At 37.1% G+C, this 18,869-nt stretch carries 19 protein-coding genes and 1 tRNA gene; 15 read left to right on the forward strand and 5 right to left on the reverse strand.

All coding sequences use genetic code 11. The features are described from left to right. Positions 1-16: 16 nt before the first annotated feature. Positions 17-553, reverse strand: coding sequence for a DUF5063 domain-containing protein (locus ACK8P8_RS04800; protein ID WP_227217333.1), 537 nt, complete (start codon positions 551-553; stop codon positions 17-19). A gap of 485 nt (positions 554-1,038) precedes the next feature. Between ACK8P8_RS04800 and ACK8P8_RS04805 the strand changes: the two genes are divergently transcribed. The 7 genes from ACK8P8_RS04805 to ACK8P8_RS04835 all read left to right on the forward strand — a co-directional run bounded on the left by ACK8P8_RS04805 (position 1,039) and on the right by ACK8P8_RS04835 (position 8,857). Next, positions 1,039-2,271, forward strand: coding sequence for a tyrosine-type recombinase/integrase (locus ACK8P8_RS04805; RefSeq protein WP_369859266.1), 1,233 nt, complete (start codon positions 1,039-1,041; stop codon positions 2,269-2,271). A gap of 423 nt (positions 2,272-2,694) precedes the next feature. Beyond that, positions 2,695-2,976, forward strand: coding sequence for a hypothetical protein (locus ACK8P8_RS04810; RefSeq protein ID WP_369859265.1), 282 nt, complete (start codon positions 2,695-2,697; stop codon positions 2,974-2,976). 464 nt (positions 2,977-3,440) lie between these two features. Next, positions 3,441-3,528 (forward strand) — tRNA-Ser (locus ACK8P8_RS04815). Between the two features lie 115 nt (positions 3,529-3,643). Beyond that, positions 3,644-4,846, forward strand: coding sequence for a phage integrase SAM-like domain-containing protein (locus ACK8P8_RS04820; protein ID WP_369859264.1), 1,203 nt, complete (start codon positions 3,644-3,646; stop codon positions 4,844-4,846). A gap of 119 nt (positions 4,847-4,965) precedes the next feature. Further along, positions 4,966-5,964, forward strand: a complete 999-nt coding sequence (locus ACK8P8_RS04825; RefSeq protein ID WP_369859263.1) for a hypothetical protein — start codon at positions 4,966-4,968, stop codon at positions 5,962-5,964. A 515-nt stretch (positions 5,965-6,479) separates the two neighbouring features. Continuing rightward, positions 6,480-8,408, forward strand: a complete 1,929-nt coding sequence (locus tag ACK8P8_RS04830) for a hypothetical protein (protein WP_369859262.1) — start codon at positions 6,480-6,482, stop codon at positions 8,406-8,408. A gap of 158 nt (positions 8,409-8,566) precedes the next feature. Next, positions 8,567-8,857 carry a hypothetical protein gene (locus tag ACK8P8_RS04835; protein WP_292270790.1) on the forward strand — a complete coding sequence of 97 codons (291 nt, stop codon included), beginning with the start codon at positions 8,567-8,569 and terminating at the stop codon, positions 8,855-8,857. A 102-nt stretch (positions 8,858-8,959) separates the two neighbouring features. Here ACK8P8_RS04835 and ACK8P8_RS04840 read toward each other — a convergent pair whose 3' ends face one another. From ACK8P8_RS04840 to ACK8P8_RS04855, 4 genes are all read right to left on the reverse strand, one after another. Beyond that, positions 8,960-9,139 carry a hypothetical protein gene (locus ACK8P8_RS04840; protein WP_292270792.1) on the reverse strand — a complete coding sequence of 60 codons (180 nt, stop codon included), beginning with the start codon at positions 9,137-9,139 and terminating at the stop codon, positions 8,960-8,962. 255 nt (positions 9,140-9,394) lie between these two features. Then, on the reverse strand, positions 9,395-10,156 hold the full coding sequence (locus tag ACK8P8_RS04845) for a Fic family protein (protein WP_292270794.1): 762 nt from the start codon (positions 10,154-10,156) through the stop codon (positions 9,395-9,397). A gap of 201 nt (positions 10,157-10,357) precedes the next feature. Further along, a complete protein-coding gene (locus tag ACK8P8_RS04850; protein WP_292270797.1) occupies positions 10,358-10,840 on the reverse strand; it encodes a DUF6036 family nucleotidyltransferase in 483 nt (160 codons plus the stop codon). After that, the gene (locus ACK8P8_RS04855; protein WP_157237428.1) at positions 10,837-11,013 is read right to left on the reverse strand and encodes a hypothetical protein; all 177 of its coding nucleotides are present in this window, start codon (positions 11,011-11,013) and stop codon (positions 10,837-10,839) included. Before ACK8P8_RS04855 ends, ACK8P8_RS04850 begins: the two co-directional genes overlap by 4 nt. Before the next feature lie 220 nt (positions 11,014-11,233). On the opposite strand from ACK8P8_RS04855, the gene ACK8P8_RS04860 reads away from it, so the two are divergent. The 8 genes from ACK8P8_RS04860 (at position 11,234) to ACK8P8_RS04895 (ending at position 18,608) form a co-directional block, all read left to right on the forward strand. Continuing rightward, positions 11,234-11,704 (forward strand): hypothetical protein, encoded by a 471-nt coding sequence (locus ACK8P8_RS04860; RefSeq protein ID WP_369859261.1) that lies wholly within the window; start codon positions 11,234-11,236, stop codon positions 11,702-11,704. Positions 11,705-11,961: 257 nt separating this feature from the next. Then, the gene (locus ACK8P8_RS04865; RefSeq protein WP_369859260.1) at positions 11,962-12,414 is read left to right on the forward strand and encodes a JAB domain-containing protein; all 453 of its coding nucleotides are present in this window, start codon (positions 11,962-11,964) and stop codon (positions 12,412-12,414) included. Positions 12,415-12,665: 251 nt separating this feature from the next. After that, positions 12,666-13,721: a DUF3871 family protein gene (locus ACK8P8_RS04870; protein WP_292270805.1), complete on the forward strand. Its 1,056-nt coding sequence runs from the start codon at positions 12,666-12,668 to the stop codon at positions 13,719-13,721. A 395-nt stretch (positions 13,722-14,116) separates the two neighbouring features. Then, positions 14,117-14,851: a hypothetical protein gene (locus ACK8P8_RS04875; protein WP_292270808.1), complete on the forward strand. Its 735-nt coding sequence runs from the start codon at positions 14,117-14,119 to the stop codon at positions 14,849-14,851. 22 nt (positions 14,852-14,873) lie between these two features. Beyond that, positions 14,874-15,398: a hypothetical protein gene (locus tag ACK8P8_RS04880; protein ID WP_369859259.1), complete on the forward strand. Its 525-nt coding sequence runs from the start codon at positions 14,874-14,876 to the stop codon at positions 15,396-15,398. A gap of 5 nt (positions 15,399-15,403) precedes the next feature. Then, positions 15,404-15,592, forward strand: a complete 189-nt coding sequence (locus tag ACK8P8_RS04885) for a hypothetical protein (protein ID WP_369859258.1) — start codon at positions 15,404-15,406, stop codon at positions 15,590-15,592. A gap of 903 nt (positions 15,593-16,495) precedes the next feature. Further along, positions 16,496-17,065 (forward strand): RNA polymerase sigma-70 factor, encoded by a 570-nt coding sequence (locus tag ACK8P8_RS04890; RefSeq protein ID WP_369859257.1) that lies wholly within the window; start codon positions 16,496-16,498, stop codon positions 17,063-17,065. Positions 17,066-17,171: 106 nt separating this feature from the next. Continuing rightward, positions 17,172-18,608: a S8 family serine peptidase gene (locus ACK8P8_RS04895; protein ID WP_369859256.1), complete on the forward strand. Its 1,437-nt coding sequence runs from the start codon at positions 17,172-17,174 to the stop codon at positions 18,606-18,608. The last annotated feature ends 261 nt before the right edge of the window (positions 18,609-18,869 follow it).

Here is an 18,869-nt window from a genome sequence, read left to right on the forward strand (position 1 = left end):
TTTAGTATCTTGGATTTTATTGGGGTTCGCTCGTGTCGGTCACTTTGAAAATCGCCAGATGAATCGCTCTTAACACGCTGGCACAGGATTTACCCCAGTATAATTCAAAACTGTTATTTAACTGCCACAGGGCTTCCGCTATCACGTCGACCATGCCGCTGCGATAAGAGGAAATAAAATTCTTTAGATCTTGGTATATATCACAGAGCTTCTCCGATATCGAGTTCACGACGGGAGTTTCGCTGTATTGCATATTATCGTCAAAAACTTCAAGATACTCGTCATGTTCCCCGAGTATCCCGTGCAGGGATGCGAGCAGCATATTATAATCCTCTTCCGTTACCGCTTCATCTAGCATACCCATTTCGTCACTCTCGCAATTCGGCAACAAACTCCCCTTCAAATAGATTAACGGGATAAATTTCTGCACTTTGGAGAGAAAATCATTTCTTTCTTCCTCTTGCGCGGATTCTAAATACCCGCAAAATTCCTTTGCCACGGCCACAAATTCAATGACCTCCTTGCTGTATCCCACGTGTTGTAAATCGTCCATAACGTTTTTTATTTTCTACCGCGAAATTACCAAATATCTTAGACTATACGTAAAAAGCAGACAAGTTTTTGGTAATTATGGTAAATTTTCCATGTAAAGAAAGTGCGGTTACGTCCATTAGCGAAGTAACCGCACCGAGACTAGCAACAATCTACATTCACTTTTTCCTAGTTGTGACACCGGGAATTCCCTCTCTCCTAATGCTAGCAATCTCTTTAGTTTCACCGTTTCATCTCACGTTCCCTCCGGTGAAATTGTACTATTGATACGCCCCGTGAGAAAAATCGTTTTAGATTTCCAGTTAAAAATCGACAAAAAAATAGTGTAATACCTATTTGGGGGTAAGTTGTTGAAATATAGTGTTTTGATGAATGTAATTTTGTGAAACAAAAGTAAATAATTCAAAGCAAATGCTAAAAATAAAGGCTTTTTCCCTAGTTTTTTGTACGAATTTTGTACAACTTTGCCGCACAATTCTAATAGATATGGCATTTACCATACGTACCGTGTGCCGTGAATACTCTCGTTTAAAGAAAGAGAGCGCACTAGATACAACATTGATTGAATTGAATTTAGCTGTTTACAAGAATGGAAAGACATCTTTTAAAAGCTACAAGATTAAAGGGAAACTGGAATTGCAACACTGGGATCAAGACAGAGGAATCGTTAAAAAAGGGTGTGTACATGTTGACGAATTGAATCAACTTATCAAAAGTACGATAAATGTTTACGATCAAGTCGGTTTAGAGTGGGAGTTGCAAAAACGTTCTTTCACGGCTCAAGACCTCATCAACTATGACAAGGAATCATCCTGCAAAGAACAAGCGAAAGGCTCTTTAATGGCTTTCTTTGACCGTATAATAAGATCAGAGAAACTGAAAGGAACGGGTAATTTTAAAACCTATGAAACGCTTAAAGCAGACCTGCATCGATTTATTGAAGGTAAGGACTTGTCAATTCGGAATGTTAATCAAGATTTTATTAATAAATATTGTGATTGGTGTACCCGGAAAGGTAATAAAAAAGCTTCTATTAAGGCTAAGATAGCTAAGCTTAAAGCATTAGTGGAACGTGCCGGAAAGCAGGGTATAAAGGTTGCTAGGGATATATCATTTAAAACAGCACCAATTGTAACGGCTAAACGGGGATTATCAGAGGCTGAACTTCATCAGTTGTTGAATTATAAGCCTACGAAGTGTAACCAAGAGTTTGCCATGGATATGTTTTTATTCACGTATTGTACCGCAGGTATAAACTTTAAAGATTTAGCTTATTTGACCGAAGAGAATATTATTGATGGAAACTTATCTTATGTAAGACGCAAAACTAATCGACCTATTTTTATACCTTTAGTGGAGCGTGCCATCCAGATTATAGAAAAATATAAACGACGTAATACTGGGAGTAAATATATTTTTCCAGTTATACCTAAGGAGATGGAAAATTTGGGATATGTAGAATTGTATGATCACATCCGGAATAAATTACAGAATCTGAATTATAATCTTAAGGTGATCGGGAAACAATTGAAATTACCAATTCCTTTAACCACGTATGTTGCAAGACACTCGTATGCTACGCAGCTATTAAGAAAAGAGGTGAGTTTAGCAATGATATCAAAAGCGTTAGGACATTCATCCCTAGCGATGACTTCTAATTATTTAAATCTGGATGGGTATAACCTACGGGAAACTTTCCAGCATCTAGGAGTATCATGATATTGATGTTAAATAAATATCAACGATGTATATGTTTTACAGTCAGATAGGTGGATGTTTTTGTGAATACTGGAGGAGATTATTCTCTCTTCCAGACCTTTCGCAATTAGGTAAAATAAACATTTGCTTCCGTTTTTCCCCTATTCTATACAGTAGACGTCTGATTCTGCGATTCACACTTCAACATAGTGAAAACGACGCTATGCACCCTGCCGATATTTTGCACACTTTGTTATCGGAAAGCGCACGTGGCAGCAACCACTCTGGAGACTTATTTCTTCATGGAAAGGAGTATTTATTACTGTTTGTATAGTAATACTTATACCCCTTTGTGGCTCTGTCGCAGCCATACTGCGCCAGAGTGCTGCTAACTTGTACGTTTGTTACATTATCAAATTAATTTATCACTAAAAAATAATCGTTATGCGAAATGAATTACAATCTTATGAACTTGATGCCTTAGAAACATTTGACGAGATAAAAAGTTATTGCGATGATCATTGCGTTGATCTTCTTAATTTGTACGTACCTTTGGGGAGTTGGGATATAACGATTCCTTACGAGACTTATATTGATGAGTCACGTTGGAAAGCTAAACAGTTGATATTAGAACTGATTAAACGTTTAGGATGGAAACAAATCGTTTTATCTTGTGATCCAAGGGACGATATATATTGCGCTTTTCATATCAAAATAATCAGTTAAAAAAGCGTTGTTTTGTCACCACTGAAATAGTGGGTTAGCCGTCAGTAGAATATGCTGGCGGCTTTTATTTTCGCCACAATGAGATGATGTTAGATTGTATATAAAAGCATCACTTTGATTATTTATTCTATTGTCTCTTTTTCTCTAAACCAGATTTGTAAATATGGTCAAAATATATATATAGTATCCGTACTCGTACGGGAGGGCACCTTCTTATTTTTGTACATATTGCTTGTATGTTTTTTTGCTCTATATGCTTTTATTCTCGGTTTTCTTCTTATTTTTGTATTGACAAAATAACGTTTAACCAGCGGTATTTTGTATGATTTCTGTACAAACAAGAAAAGAGTTCTTATAATTTGTTATTCCTCAATAGATTACTTCCTCGGTTCGATTTCCAGTTAAAAATAGATAAGAATATACGTGATGATACAAAAATAATTTCTATATTTGTCCCCGCATCCGGAAAGGTGCAGGAGTGGCTGAACTGGCACGCCTGGAAAGCGTGTAAACCTCTAAAGGGTTTCGGGGGTTCGAATCCCCCTCTTTCCGCAAGAAATCAAGGAGTTACAAGATAAAATGTAGCTCCTTTTCTTTTTGCTTACAAGAACAATTTTAGGTGGTTTTTGGATGGAAAGTTAAACCAAGAGTTAAACCGAAAATTGACATGAATGCAACGGTTAATGTGTTGTGTTACAAATCTAAAACGCTAGCCAATGGAGAGCATCCCCTAATGCTTAGAGTATGTAAAGACGGTAAAAAGAAATATATAAGTATTGGCATATCCGTCAACCCTAAATATTGGGATTTTGAAAAAGGGCGTCCCAAGCGTAATTGTCCTGAACGAGAAAAGATAGAAAATGTTATTTCAACGCATCTCAAGAAATATCAACAACAAATACTAACTTTTCAAGTGGAGGATAAAGATTACTCTGCCCAATCTCTGATAACTTTTAATCATAGACAAGTTACAAAAAAGACTGTAAAAGAATTTTATGAACAATTGCTTACAAGTATGGAAAATGATGAACAATTAGGAAATTGGCGTATATACGTGAGTTCATACAATTCTTTGTTGAAGTTTACAAAAAAGAAGTTAGATATTTATTTTTCCGATATAGATGTTACTTGGTTAAATAATTACGAGAAATGGTTAAGGAAGAGAGAGAATAAAGATACAACTTTGAGCATTCAATTTAGAACGTTACGTGCTGCCTATAATAAAGCAATAGACGAAGGAATTGTAAATGAAAGCTATTACCCTTTTAAGAAATATAAGGTCAGTAAATTTGATACCTCAACAAATAAACGTGCTATATCCAAAAAAGATATTCAGAAAATCATGAATATTGCTTTGAAAGGAAATGAATTGAATTTTGCTAGAGATATATTTGTATTTAGCTATTTGTGCGGAGGCATTAATTTCGTTGATATTGCTCATTTAAAAGACAGTAATATAGTTGAAGAGCAATTGATATATCTTCGTCAAAAAACTGGAAAACAAATTAAATTGAAAATACTGCCAGAAGCATTGGATATAATAAACAAGTATAAACGGTCTAATGATTACCTATTTCCGATACTAAATGATGAAGCTTATCCAACAAAGAAGAAAAAGCAAACGAGAATTCACTATGTGTTAGAGAAGACAAATCAAAGGTTAAAAGAAATTGCCCAATTAATAAATCTTAATGTTGATATTACAACCTATGTCGCCCGTCATTCATTTGCCACGGTATTACGACGCTCTGGTGTAAATGTAGGAATAATCTCTGAATCCTTGGGACATACCGATTTGAAAACAACTCAAATATATCTGGATAGTTTCGAGAATGACCAGATAGATGAAGCAATGAGCAATTTACTTTGATTTGGTGGAAATATTTTCACTTCCATATAGAGATTAAAACTTTGAAATTTTATACCACTTCCTCTTTCTGGGGAGGTGGTATTTTTTTTACCTTTATACCTGTTTAAAGTATACATACCATGGCAAACAATATTATCTATCCAGTCGCAACCTTACTACAAGTAGAACCATTTCTAGTAGAGTATTTCGCCTATAACAGGACAATGTTATATCCAGAAATAGAAAGAATGTATCTAGCCACGTGGGGATTCATGGGTAAGGTAGAGGATAAATACATGATAGAAGTGCCTGATACGCTAGATGAACTGGCAACAAGTGATAACCCGTTTGATTGGCAACGTTACGCTCCTAGAGAGCAAAAGATGATAAAAGTGGTTGATACCTTGGCTTACATGACAGACAACATAAAAGGTATCCTTTTGGAAGATGATGGATTGAAAAAGAAAATAGAGGAGTTGACAAGTAAATTGCCAGATAAAAATAGGGATGCCATATTTCACACTCTCTGGATGCTAGCCATTATCTACAAGAAGCATGAAGCGTTCAAGCCTATCCTCGACCCTGAATTACTGGAAGAAACGTATAACATGGATACCTATTTCCAGCAAGTAAGACCTGAAATGTTACAACTCTACCTGTTCCTTGAAAGAGATAAAAGGAAGAAAGATAAATCAATCACTTTAAGTAATAATCAAGAAAAGATTACCATTAACAACGCCATGGAGAGCTGGTTTACCAATCTCCTAGATTCTTACCTTCATGTATACTTGGGAGTAAATTCCATTGAAGAAGCGGAAGAAGAATTGAAAGAAGTCTATTCACCGAGGAAAGGGCGTAAGGCGGATAATCCAGCACAGAATCTCGTGATGGTAGGGATATACCGTTTACTGGTAAACCGTTCTGGCATGGAGAGAAAAAGTGATATATATAAATTTATCCTCGATTACATGGAATTGATAGGACTGGTAAAGGATGAAGATAAACAAATCGACGAGAACTATATAAACTCTAAAATAGCTTATCTGGACAAGCATGGTTACAAACCAGAATGGATACCAGCCTCACAAGGTAATTATAGAACCTCCCCTAACAATCCTTCCAAACTTTATTTCTGGTAGTATTACCACGTACATACCTGATTAATAGCCAGCTAAAGAATACCCCTTGAACTGGCTATATTTCTTTATAACCTACCTCCCTTTTTTGCCGCATTTTTGTCTTGGCGAACGAATTGATAAAGAGAGAACATCTAAAGAATAGACCTCTAAATGACCTCCATTCTTTATGGTTTAACCTCTCGATTTGAAGTTAGTTTGCCACGTGAAAATAGAGTTCTTGAAGGAAATGGAAAGTCTAAAGAATAGCGTTCGAAATGGCTATTATTCTTTATGGCACACCTTCTCCCTGAACTCTACTTTTGTGACAAATCAATCTTAACGGTGCGCACCTCATTAGATTGTCTGCAAGTCTTCAGCAGTGTTGAAGGCAAAGGTTGGAATCTGGAAAGTAACTGGAGATAACGCTCTAGTCCCCTTTTCATGGTTGGTGGAAAATTTTTGAAAACCATATACAACATGAAATTTTCAAAATTACCACCAGACGGGATTCCTGTAACTTGTAAACAGATAATATCATGAGAACAGAGTATTTCACACTTGAAAGTAACGAAACTCTAGTAGAAGCGTTCAAAAATAAAGGTATTCACGAGATAGGGAGTAACGTTATACTTGACAAAACTATAACAGGTATCGGGGCAACCTACTGGGAATTACACTTGGCTAAACGTCCCTCTATTATTATAGAACCCAACGTGCCTGTTATTATCGGTAAAGCTGAAAAGGTTGACAACTCTTTAGCGGTGTACGCTTTATGCAATAAAACACTGGTAAAGAATTTTTTAAAGAACAAGTCTATCACCAACAAAAAGCTATTAACCACACCAGAGGGATTCGAGAAAATCAGGCTAGCGGCACGGGAACTGGGAATAGACATCTATAAAGAGTTCTTCTGCCTGTTTGACGAGTGCGAGAAGATAACTCAAGACGTTGATTACCGTCCCAGAATATCACAACCGATAAATGACTTCTTCAAGTTCGAGAGGAAAGCGATGGTGTCTGCCACTCCACTAGAAATGCGTCACCCCGAACTGGAAAGACAGGATTTCAAGATTTGGAAAGTGGCTCCAAATTTCGATTACAGGAAGAACATGACATTAATAGTAACGAGAAGTTTCAACCGCACCATGACGGGACAGTTAAGAGAGTTAGTCCAGAACAGCCCATGTTTATGCGTCTTCTTCAATTCCACCACGGGAATAAATAAAGTGATAACCTACCTTTTAAATAATAACTTGATAAAAGAGGAAGATTATAAAGTGTTTTGTTCTAACGAGAGCGTGAAGAAGTTGAGAGAGTGCAATTTCAAGAACAGCCACGAGAATCTGGATTTACCGCTAGCCAAGATAAATTTCTTCACTTGTCGGTTCTTTTCTGCCGTTGATATTTATACCATCAAGAAGCCTGATATTTTAATATTGTCAGATTGTAGTATCCCACACTCTATTGTTGACCCGTACACAGAGGTGATACAGGCACAAGGAAGGTTCAGGAACAAGTATGCCGATGGAAATACATACAATTCTCTTACTATTATCAGTAACATTGATGAAGAAATGGAAGTGATGACAGAGGAAGAGGTTACCGCCATGACACGACAATTTGAAACCACGTACCAGAATCTAAACCAACGTTTGGAGGAAGCCACCACCAAGGCGGATAGAACCGCCATACTTGAAGATTTGGAAAAAATCAAGTATAAAGAATTACTGGACAAGGAAGGAGAGATAAACTACTTCTCCGTTGATAACCTTTACAACGAGGAAAGAGTGAAGGGATATTACACCTCCGCCCGAAGCTTGCACGAGGCGTACGAGGGAACGGGACATTTCAATATTAATTTCATCGATGACACCAAGAGAATTGGAGAAGATGATAAAATAGCCATGAGAAAGACTAACAAGAAACAACTCTGGAAAAAGGTTGTCAATCACCTCGACAGGTTACGACAAATGGTATTACAAAATCCCGACCACGATATCACACCCGACGTTGAGATGTTGAAAGAGTTCAAGGATGCCGAGTATATAATGAACGCCTATGATACTATCGGCAAAGCTGCCATAGAACAAGCCGACTACAAGAAAGGAGAAATAGATAAAATGATGAAAGCGTTCCATGAACAAATGGCTAAAGAGCGGCGATTCTCTCCTGATGTAGTGCATGATATATTCAAGGCGTTCGAGCAAGAAATGAATAATGGTGATTATATACCGAGTAAAACCATTCGAGAGAGGCTAAGAGTGATATTCATGGCTCACGGTATTCCTTTTAAAGAGTACGGGGTAAAGGCTGGACTAGAGAAGGTGTATTTCACTTTAACCGATAAAACGATAGAAGATTATTACCCCGAGTTCAAGGTTTCCAACGCCAATGGAGGGGCGTATAAACTTGTCGCCATGAAACCAGAGTTGGTGGAAAAAATTGCAAAAGGTACAAGAGAATGAAATTTTCAAATTTATCACCAAGTATAAATTTTAAACAATACATGATTATGAAGTATGCTGAATTTTTTCAAACCGTTAGAGAGTTAAAAATGACAATTAGTGATTCATTTCTCCCTCTATGTTATTGTATTTATATAAGTAAAGACCTAAAAAAATGCGTGGTAAGATCAAACCTTACCACGTGGGACATGACAGACGTGTCCTACTTCATTCTAGTTGGAATGTATAAATGGCAGAACTTTACTTACATGAACACTAGGTCGGTCACGTTGGGATTCTTTAACGATAAACTCGACCCAGTGAACTCGATACGATTCGACAAGTACGAGCTAACGGAAATAAATTTCAGCGGTGATATGTTTAATCCTTACCAGCAAAATAGCCCCTGCTATCATGTAAAGGATACTAGTGCGGGACAATCTTTATCAATAGAGATATCCACTTGCTAACTTTCAACAGGTTTTAAATACAATCTGGGAAGCTGAAAGTAAAGAATAGTAACATAAAAAAGCCAGCACCCTAAGGACATATGAGGTACTGGCTTCAATCATTTAGTTGTGCTGTCTTTTCTTGAGAAGCTTCGGTTTGGAACTTCCAAAAATATCAGGATATAACATTTTTAATCTCTCCATGTTTACATGCCTGAATAAATCCATTTCATGGAGAATGTGATAGTGTTCTACACCAAACCATTCTGAATTGGTGGTTTTTCCTTTTTTACGTAATTTCATAGGAATAAATTTTTCTAACAAACAAAAGAGTATCTAGTTCAGGAAAGAACATCAGGCCAATCATTTACATATGCAAAAATACTTATTGAATTGGGTATGACAAAGTAAATATATCAGAATATCAAATATTTATATCAATGAGAACATATTGATTTGACATTCTATTTCCAGCTTTACCACACAAGGAAATTGAACTCACGAATATCTCTAAACTTTCTATTCCAATTCACCATTTATAGGTTCATAAAATTACTTTTATCCTAGAATAGAAATATACCTCTCTAGAGATGCTTTTTCAGCTTCGGCAACCAACAAGTAGAAATCATCATGTTGTTGTTCCGTGTGAGAAGACTCCAAAGCTTTATAATAACGTAACTTCATGTCGTTATCACTTTTCAGGGTAACAATGGTATAACCTTTTTGCAACAGGTAGAGGTTCATCAGAAGTCGAGAAGTGCGCCCGTTACCATCTATAAACGGATGAATCCTCACCAGTTCATCATGCAAGTAAGCGGCAATAATAACAGGATGAACGTTTTCTTTTTCCATGCGTTGAAATGTCAGCATGAAATCTTCCATTAGCTTCTCCAACAAATAAGGTTGAGGCGGTACATGAGTGCTACCCGAAATCATCACGGGTACGGTTCTGTAACTTCCAGCGTTCTCCCTATCTATGCCGTGTAACACGAGTGCATGAATCTCCTTGATAGTTCTTTGACTTATTTCAATATCCTGTTTGGCAACCTCCTTTATATAGTCAATAGCTTCCGCATGATTGATTGCCTCCAAGTGTTCACGCATGGATTTACCAGAAATAGTGATTCCCTCGTTGACAACAAGTGCCGTTTCCTGCAGGGTAAGCGTGTTCCCTTCTATACGGTTACTCTCGTAAGTGTACTCGATATCTAAAGCATCCTGAATTTTCTTTAATGCCTCGATAGGTAAAGGACGCAAAGAGGATAACCGCACTTTCAATGAATCTACCTCTCTTAATAAATCAACCAACTTACTATTCATGTTGCCATATTTTTAGTTGATTACAAAGGTAAGAAATTATCACTGTTTATATCTGGTGGAAAAATATAAAATTCTGGTCGGTATATACATTTTAAAAATTTTCCACCAACCCTTACTTCATTGATAAACATCAAAGCCTACAGGAGAGAGTTGCCCAATCAAAAAAAAGTGGAGTTGCCTGTGCTGCATGTATATAAATAGTTACTTACTCTTCTCTTGAATCTTCCTGAGTTCTATCACGTCATATAAATCTTTAGGACGTCCAGCCTTTATTTTGCTATTAATTAAATCGTTAAAGGCTATCACGTCATAAGAGAAAGTTTGACCGTTTACAGTGTTCGTGGCAGAGTATCTTTGCTCGAAACATTCATCAAAACTCCTGCCTGGATTAAAGGAGGTGATTAATTCTATGTCTATAACGGGACTTATCTTTATGGATATATTTTGTTGACCGTTTTTCACGTCTTCTGGAAAATCATCGAACTCGTAACCAAGTTCATTCAAGGCATTTCTTAAAGCTAGCAAGTTAGAGGGGGTGGTATCAATCCAGAAATCGACATCGGCAGAGTGACGCTGGTAGCCGTAAAAATTGACAGCGCCACCACCTACCATTAACATCCTGACCTGATACTTTTGTGCCAAGGATATAAACATCCATACATCTTCTTCGAAATTAAGGCTCATCTTTTCCGTTCAAGAATAAAGTTGTTACTTGTTCTCTCCTTCAAAGTTTGAAACTTGCCGATTTCGGCGACCAGACGCAAAAAGAATATAAATCTCTCGTTGGGGGTTCTTTCCAGAGCCTCCCTCTCTCGTCTGGCTTGACTTTCCGCTTTAGTTTCAAAACGTATCTCCATGCTTCTCCTTTGATTGATATAACTATACAAAGTTAAGAATATATTCTAAATACAGGGAGAATTAGAGTGGTTAAAATAGAGAATCCTCTATAAAATACCCCTCCCCCTTTAATTTCAGGTTGGCATTATATATTGAAGAGTGTTACACGCTAGAGTAGTGTACCATTTACATCCCCCACCCATCTCTGGAAAAAAATCAATTAATTGAAATCAAATTATCATGTTAAAAAAAGATTTTGAAGTGAACAAGGTTACCATGCCCAAATGTTTTTCAGACATTAGTAAATCTAAACTGGCGGGCAAACTGGTCACGTTACCAGCACCTCCAAAAGTGGGTGATATTCTAAAAGTTATCGGGTTCAAGGGTGAAGACCCAACAAGTATTTCCCTCTCCTGCATGAAAGGGGATGAAAGGGTAGATATTAGAATCCGTAACATGGTGAAAGGTTCCAAGCAAACAGGGATAACACCCGATGATGTCCCGTGTGATCCAGTTATAGAGGAACAGTATAAAGACAGGCTACAATACATTTACCCCTTGGCAGTGAATACCAGTTACGAGGATTTGTTTTCTATCCTAGACGGGCAAACTATTATTTGCTGTGGTAGCATGGAAACACCAGCCAGTTACAACGGGAACGAGTACACGCTAACTGTATGGAAATTCGCCATACTGTTTGATGAAGAGTAGAGAGTAATCTCTACTTCTTTTTTTTGTAAAAGCATTATTCTACTAAAATAATCCTTTAGTGGAGAAGGAACAGGGACAGAGAGAGCAGTGGGAAGGGGGAAGATATTGTTATACCAAAGTGAAGGAAGTATCACCTTTCTTAGCAAGTAGTATAAACAAAAATCTTTCCTCTCCATTGCCAAACCTGATAAACTTACGACACTCTAAATTTCATTACCATTAACGTATTCAAATTAAAAATCAAGTAATACAATATCATGAATGAAGAATTAATGAAAGTACCAGTAGTGGAACTGGTGTACAGGAACAATACCAAACCTTCTAAAAGGTATAAAATAGTAACCGCTAAAGATGTCCACGAGTTACTGGTTTCTCCATTTAAAGACACCATCGAACACCATATCTCTACCAGAGTTATCCTGTTAAATGGGAGGAATCAAGTACTGGGTGTATCCACAATTAGTGAAGGTGCGTTATCTTACAACATCACGGATATAAGGTTTATAGTACAACTGGCTGCACTCTCTAATTGTAAAAGCTTAATAGTTTGTATAAATCAGCCTTCTGGTGATATTGAACCAACTAAACAGGATGATGAACTGGTACAACAGGTAAAGATTGCACTTTCATACATAGATGTAGAGTTACTGGATTACGTTCTTTACTATGAAGAGGGTTATTACAGTTATTCAGCTAACGGTAAACTTTAGAAATTGGAGTTGGTGAATTTTTGTCTGGATTGGTATATATAGTCAATAAGGACAATAATTCTCACCACCATTGGCAATTAAACTATAAATATATTTCCATTGTTATTTTTTTACTGGCATAACGCTAGAGAATAAATAAAACAAGTAAAAGTGATAATGAACTTTATAAATCAAGGTTGGTGGAGAATTTCTGAATTGTATATATAAACTGAAATTTCAAATATTTCCACCACCGTTAAATAGACTAGATTATGAGTACAGCAATATTAATTCCAAGCCAGAATGAAGGATTGTTGCCAGTTTTATTTGGCAGTGATAACGTCAAGCGAGAAGAACCTACCTACACTCCTTGTGAAGTGGTAAATGAACCAATTAAAAAAGATAAAAGGAGAAAACATTTCATTGAAGCTAACACTTCACCAGTAGATATGCTACATTTAAAGAATGATTGTATCGTGCCAGTGTTCAGCAAGGATAACGAGATGACAATATCCCATCCAGCATTTATTGAAACGGTGTACAAGGTGGCGAGTGAATTGTTTAGAGGGGAAAGCATGGATGAACCTGATATAATGGTTAGCCACGTTATAAAAGGTAGGATTCCAGAAGCCATACATAAACCAGTATCTGAATTACTGGAAAGTGACAAGACCATCTATTATGAAAGAATGGCGTTCGCTTTTGAAATACCTACTATTTATGAATCTATAAACGGTAACAGGATTAATCTATGTATTACTGGCGTTAGGGCGTATAACAGGGAGAACCTCTATTCAAAGAAGACATCAGAAAGGTTCAGTGTTGCTATTGGATTCAAGAACAAGGTGTGTTGTAACTTGTGTACATTTACTGATGGTTTCCAGACTGATTTAAGAGCGATGAGTTACCATGATTTATTTAGAGGTGTGATGAAGTTATTCCAACAGTATGATGCGGACAAGCATTTAAGGTTGATGAAGAGTTTCACTAGTTCTTACCTCACGCAACATCAATTCGCACAATTCTTGGGTAAAAGTAGGTTGTATCAATGCTTACCTGCCAGAGAGAAGAAACATTTACCATACATGGAATTGACGGATAGCCAGATTAACATGGTGGCGAAGGCATATTACAACGATGACAATTTCAAGAGGGAGCATGGAGAGAACGAGATTAATTTATGGAAATTCTATAATATGCTTACAGGTGCGAACAAATCTTCTTACATAGATAATTTCCTCGATAGGTCATTAAACGCCACGCAATTAACGGAAGGAATAGATAGGGCGTTACATGGAGATAATACCTATAAATGGTTTATTGAATGAAAACCGTTGGAAATAAATTCTTTTTATTCCATTGATTAGCCTAATTTTGTCACACAGCAACCCTAAATTGCGTTTGTTAGATGCTGAAATTTATTTACTTTTGTGGTGTCATTCGGTTTACTGGATGGCAGACATATTGAATTAATGGAAGCGTTTAGTTTTATCCTTTACAAGAAAAACGACCAATTTTAGACTGAAGGGATAAGCAGATACAAACGTTCATGCTTGCCGTATATATACCTACTATATACATGGTTTAGCGTGGGGTTGCTGTTTATTTTCAGTCGGGTTCTTGGTCGTTCCCTCTTGTAAGATAAGCTAACAACTACCACGCTTTCTTGTTTATATTAATTACTTCTTGGGTGGTTGGGAGTAAATTTTAATTGCAATTCAAAATGAAAAAGATTTTTTTATTATTAGCGTTATTCGCTACTGTGTTTGTAGCTTGTTCTGATGATGACGATGACGAAAAGGACAAACCAACCACAAAACAAAAGTTAGTTAGTAAAATTGTTACTTCAAATTCTAAAGGAATAAAGGAAATCGAAGAAACATTCGAGTATGATTCTCAGAAAAGAGTTACAAAATACAGATATTACAATATTGATGAGGCTTATAGTTGTATGCAAGAATATGCATATGGAGATAAGACAATCACAATGAAAGACTATGAAGATGATGAATTGTACAATACAATAACCTACACGTTAGAAAACGGTGTAATCGTTGAAAGTTCTGATGATTATAATGGAAAACCCGTTAAATTCTTATACAATAGTGACAAGTACTTGGTGAAAGCTGAGAAAGAAGGTTATTCAGAAATTCTTACATGGAGTAACGGAAATCTTCTGAAAATAGGCGATGATATGTCATTTACCTATACTGAATACGAAAATAAGAGTAATATTGACATCACCTCTATTAACTTTACAGAAGATGCTGAATTTAATGATATTCTTTTTAGAAGTGGATACTTTGGTAATAGAAATAAGAAATTACTCTTAACGACTAAATCTCAATGGCATACCCGACTATGTCAATACGAGTATACATTTGACAAAGACGGATATGTAACTCAAATCAGTGAAATAAAAAGTGGTGAAACACAAACTATTACATATAAAGAATAATCATATTTAAAAACTATATCAAATGAAAAACATATTGTTATTAATCATGTTATGTACTTCTATTTTTGTTGCTTGTTCAGATGATGACGACAAAGATGATGGTAATGGAAATGAAAAAGGTTGGGTTGTTACGATGAATCGAATAATAAATGACAAATATGAAGAGGATAAAGAAGCCTATCTTATGTGTGCGGGAAGTGGTAAAATGGAAATTGATTGGGGAGATGGGACAATAAGTAAAGATTTGGAATTGCCATTATATGAAGAATATGATGAAAATTTTGATGCGGATGAAGACCTTGATGGACGTGAATTTGAACACACTTATGCTAAAAAAGGCTCATACACGATAACAATAAAAGGTGAGGGGAAATTAACGTACTTAAATTTAGATTGCGATACGATAAAATCACTAGATGTAAGCAAATGCCCCACATTAATTTATTTATCCTGTAATGACAATAAATTAAAGTCATTAGATGTGAGCAAATGTACGGAACTTGTGGAATTGGTATGTTACGAGAGTGAATTAACGTCATTGAATTAACGTCATTGAATATTAAAGGATGTACTAAACTACGTTATTTAGATTGTTATGCCAATTACTTTGACGAAAATGCAATAAACTCTATTTACAATGGTTTGCCCGATAGAACAGGGAAAGAAGCAGGAATTATAGAGGCTTATCATGAAGAAGGAGATAAAACAATCGCAGAAAAAAAGAATTGGAAAGTACGTTAATTAAATCGTAAGTTAGCGTGTGTTTGACACATGGTGTGAGGGGTGGTAAGTTTCGGCTTATCATCCCTTTTTATATCGTGGTGGAAAATTTGAAAAAATTGGATTGTATATAGAAGTTGATAATTTTACACCAACTTACGTGTTTCAATTAGAGATGTGCATAAAATTTGATTCCTATTACATCACCAATTAATACAGAAAGTATGTGTATAAAAATCATATTCCAACCACCATAATTTAGTGGTAAGTTGCTTGTGTATAAGCTATATGTTACTTATATTTGAGATTCAATAAGAGAGAGTTCATTAATAGTATTAATCCTTCTTGATTTAGCTTTGAGTTAAACCGCCAGTTAAACCAAACAGAATGCAAATTATAATATTTGATTGTAAACATCATAAGTACAATTAGTTATGAAGGTGCAGGAGTGGCTGAACTGGCACGCCTGGAAAGCGTGTAAACCTCTAAAGGGTTTCGGGGGTTCGAATCTCCCTCTTTCCGCTGAAATTGAGATGAATGAGAGTTGGAACAAGTGTCTGACTCTCTTTTTTTCGAGGGATTCGAACGAAGGGACGGCGGGGTTCGTAACGCGTTCACGAGGAACATTGTTCCGAGTCATCCCCCTCTTTGACATCCCCTTCCCCAACCTTACAAGTGTTGCTCTTTCGAGGCATAAACCTATCATGAACGCAGATTTACGTCTATGATACGTTTATGGTACGTTCATGATACGTTCATGAGGTTACGAAGGGGGAGGGGAAGGGGAGTACAAGGGGGGTGGGGAGAGGTTTTATTTTAGAATGATTCGTTGATTTTGATATTTTGCATATTTTTTATATTTTTGAAGCCGTCAATGTTGCTAGTTTGTGCAACTTTTTTGGCGTATTTAAACGTTATGCGAAAATGATGATAGCAGAGAAAATACTTCGTATGTTTGGTGAAACAGAAGAGAAAGCTTTTCGGTTGCTATACGATACGTATTATAAAACGTTGGTGCTTTTCGCGAATCAAGTGGTGAATGATAAGGAGGTGGCGAAAGATATCGTGCAGGATTATTTGGCTAAATTCTGGGTTACGAAGCCTTACAAAACATTGAAATCCGGTTTGGATAAGTATATTTTTCAAGCGGTTAAATTCTCGGCTATAACTTATTTGAAAGAAGCGCGGCGAAAAGAGGATTCTTACCACTCTTTTTCTCGGGAAATGATGTCTGAAGAAGACACGATACAACTGGAGGAGCAGGTAGATATTATCAAGGTCGTTTATCAAATGATCGATTTGTTACCCGCAGAGCGGCGCCAAATCTTTATGATGGTTTTTGTTGATGGTATGTCTTACCAAGAGGTGGCGGAACGGTTGGAAATCTCTAAGAATACAGTGAAGACCCAATTGGCGAGGGCGTTGAAATTTCTTCGCAAGGAGATGAAAGATAATGATATATCTTTCCTTTTTATTTTTCTGGTAAAAAAATAATTTGTTGCTTGTCACCCTTTAGGTACTTTTTATAGATTTTAATATGGATGAGGGATGCGTGATGGCATTTCCACGTATGTAAATGTATAATAGTAAAAAGAGAGAAATGAAAGCAATAGTTTTTTTGGAGTTATTGATATTTTTATTGCCTTTAGGGCTTATTGCACAAGAGGAGATGAAGAAAGGGCAATCTAGCGAAGTTGCGATATTAAGGCCTCGGGAGTTACCCCGCGATTGGCATTGGGGATGTATGGAGGTCGATACGGTTTCCGGGGCGGATATATATAGAGCTTATGATTACCTGAAAGGACGGGAACCCAAGGCGAAAACTGTTGTGGCCATTATCGATGCCGGGGGAGATGTGACGCATCGGGATTTGAAAGATCGGCTTTGGGTGAATCGGAAAGAAATACCTGGGAACGGTATTGATGATGACAATAACGGGTTCGTGGATGACGTTCATGGTTGGAATTTTTTGGGTTTACCCGATGGAAGTGATATCCCCGGAACCGTGGCGGCGGATTGGGAATTTTTGCGTTTATGCGATAAGTTTGCGAATGTTGATACAATGAAGCTTTCGAGGAAGGAAAAGGCGGAGTATCGTTATTTTGTTGATGTGGTTTGGCCTTTTTCTACTTTGCGTTTGTATCCTGATTCATCGAAAATTTATCGAAAGAAGGTTGAGGTTATGCACGAGAGGCAGAAAATGCGCGAATCCGTGGGTGATGATTTGAATAGTTTGAAAATACGTTGTTACGGGAATAATAATTTGCTTGGAGCAAATGCTGTGCACGGGACGCATGTAGGTGGAATCGTGGGAGCGAAACCGACCGATGAGTCGGGTGCGAATGGGATAGCGGATGTAGAGTTGATGTTCGTACGAATGCTCGGGAAAGGTGACGAGCAGGATAAGGATGTGGCATCGGCTATTTATTATGCCGTGGATAATGGAGCTCGGGTGATTAATATGAGTATTAATAAATTCTTTTCCCCGAACAAGAAGCTGGTGTATAAAGCTATGCGTTATGCCGAGAGTAAAGGGGTATTGATAGTGAAAGCTGCCGGGAATGATAGTTTTCCGTTAGATGAATATCCTGGTTATCCGAATAAATTTTTAAGCCGGAAGAAAACGTTACGGAATTTTATTTGTGTCGGTTCGATAGGTCCATACGGGGAGGTTTCCCGTTTCAGTAATTACGGGAAAATCAGTGTTGATCTTTTCGCACCCGGTGAACATATATATTCTACCGTATTGAATAATCAGTATAAAGAGTTTTCCGGAACCAGTATGGCGGCTCCCGTGGTTACCGGGGTGGCGGCTTTAATATGGAATTATTTCCCGGAATTGACTGCGGAACAAGTAAAACAGGCGATTTTGCAAGGTGTGGAGTCGTGGAAAGGGCGTCGTGTTGATTTGCCTCGTGCTTTTGGAGGAAGGAAGAGCGTGGCAAAAGTGGTGAATTTCGAAGAATTGTGTGTTACGGGGGGCGTTTTGAATGCATTGCAGGCAGTGAAGATTGCCGAACGTATGGCGGGAGAATAATTTTTTCATGGAACAATTCTAAATACAAAAACGAGATTCAATAAAATGGATCTCGTTTTTTCTTTCTTGTCCATATACAAAATAATAAGACTTCTTTATTGAATATCAGCCAGAAGACCTTTATTGGGCTTCTGGCTGTATATGGTTGTGGAGCCTCCATCAGAATGGATTGAGGAACAATACCCGACAAGTACCCGACAAGTACCCGACAAGTTCTGTTGCAATACAAACTTTGATTCGTGTATTGGCTGAGCGGCAACT

Source organism: Butyricimonas muris, assembly GCF_046365375.1.
GTDB classification, from domain to species: Bacteria; Bacteroidota; Bacteroidia; order Bacteroidales; family Marinifilaceae; genus Butyricimonas; species Butyricimonas muris.

Coding starts and splice junctions, on each gene's coding strand:
- ACK8P8_RS04800 (WP_227217333.1), bottom strand. CDS start 553: ATGGACGATTTACAACACGTGGGATACAGCAAGGAGGTCATTGAATTT.
- ACK8P8_RS04805 (WP_369859266.1), top strand. CDS start 1,039: ATGGCATTTACCATACGTACCGTGTGCCGTGAATACTCTCGTTTAAAG.
- ACK8P8_RS04810 (WP_369859265.1), top strand. CDS start 2,695: ATGCGAAATGAATTACAATCTTATGAACTTGATGCCTTAGAAACATTT.
- ACK8P8_RS04820 (WP_369859264.1), top strand. CDS start 3,644: ATGAATGCAACGGTTAATGTGTTGTGTTACAAATCTAAAACGCTAGCC.
- ACK8P8_RS04825 (WP_369859263.1), top strand. CDS start 4,966: ATGGCAAACAATATTATCTATCCAGTCGCAACCTTACTACAAGTAGAA.
- ACK8P8_RS04830 (WP_369859262.1), top strand. CDS start 6,480: ATGAGAACAGAGTATTTCACACTTGAAAGTAACGAAACTCTAGTAGAA.
- ACK8P8_RS04840 (WP_292270792.1), bottom strand. CDS start 9,139: ATGAAATTACGTAAAAAAGGAAAAACCACCAATTCAGAATGGTTTGGT.
- ACK8P8_RS04845 (WP_292270794.1), bottom strand. CDS start 10,156: ATGAATAGTAAGTTGGTTGATTTATTAAGAGAGGTAGATTCATTGAAA.
- ACK8P8_RS04850 (WP_292270797.1), bottom strand. CDS start 10,840: ATGAGCCTTAATTTCGAAGAAGATGTATGGATGTTTATATCCTTGGCA.
- ACK8P8_RS04855 (WP_157237428.1), bottom strand. CDS start 11,013: ATGGAGATACGTTTTGAAACTAAAGCGGAAAGTCAAGCCAGACGAGAG.
- ACK8P8_RS04860 (WP_369859261.1), top strand. CDS start 11,234: ATGTTAAAAAAAGATTTTGAAGTGAACAAGGTTACCATGCCCAAATGT.
- ACK8P8_RS04865 (WP_369859260.1), top strand. CDS start 11,962: ATGAATGAAGAATTAATGAAAGTACCAGTAGTGGAACTGGTGTACAGG.
- ACK8P8_RS04870 (WP_292270805.1), top strand. CDS start 12,666: ATGAGTACAGCAATATTAATTCCAAGCCAGAATGAAGGATTGTTGCCA.
- ACK8P8_RS04875 (WP_292270808.1), top strand. CDS start 14,117: ATGAAAAAGATTTTTTTATTATTAGCGTTATTCGCTACTGTGTTTGTA.
- ACK8P8_RS04880 (WP_369859259.1), top strand. CDS start 14,874: ATGAAAAACATATTGTTATTAATCATGTTATGTACTTCTATTTTTGTT.
- ACK8P8_RS04890 (WP_369859257.1), top strand. CDS start 16,496: ATGATGATAGCAGAGAAAATACTTCGTATGTTTGGTGAAACAGAAGAG.
- ACK8P8_RS04895 (WP_369859256.1), top strand. CDS start 17,172: ATGAAAGCAATAGTTTTTTTGGAGTTATTGATATTTTTATTGCCTTTA.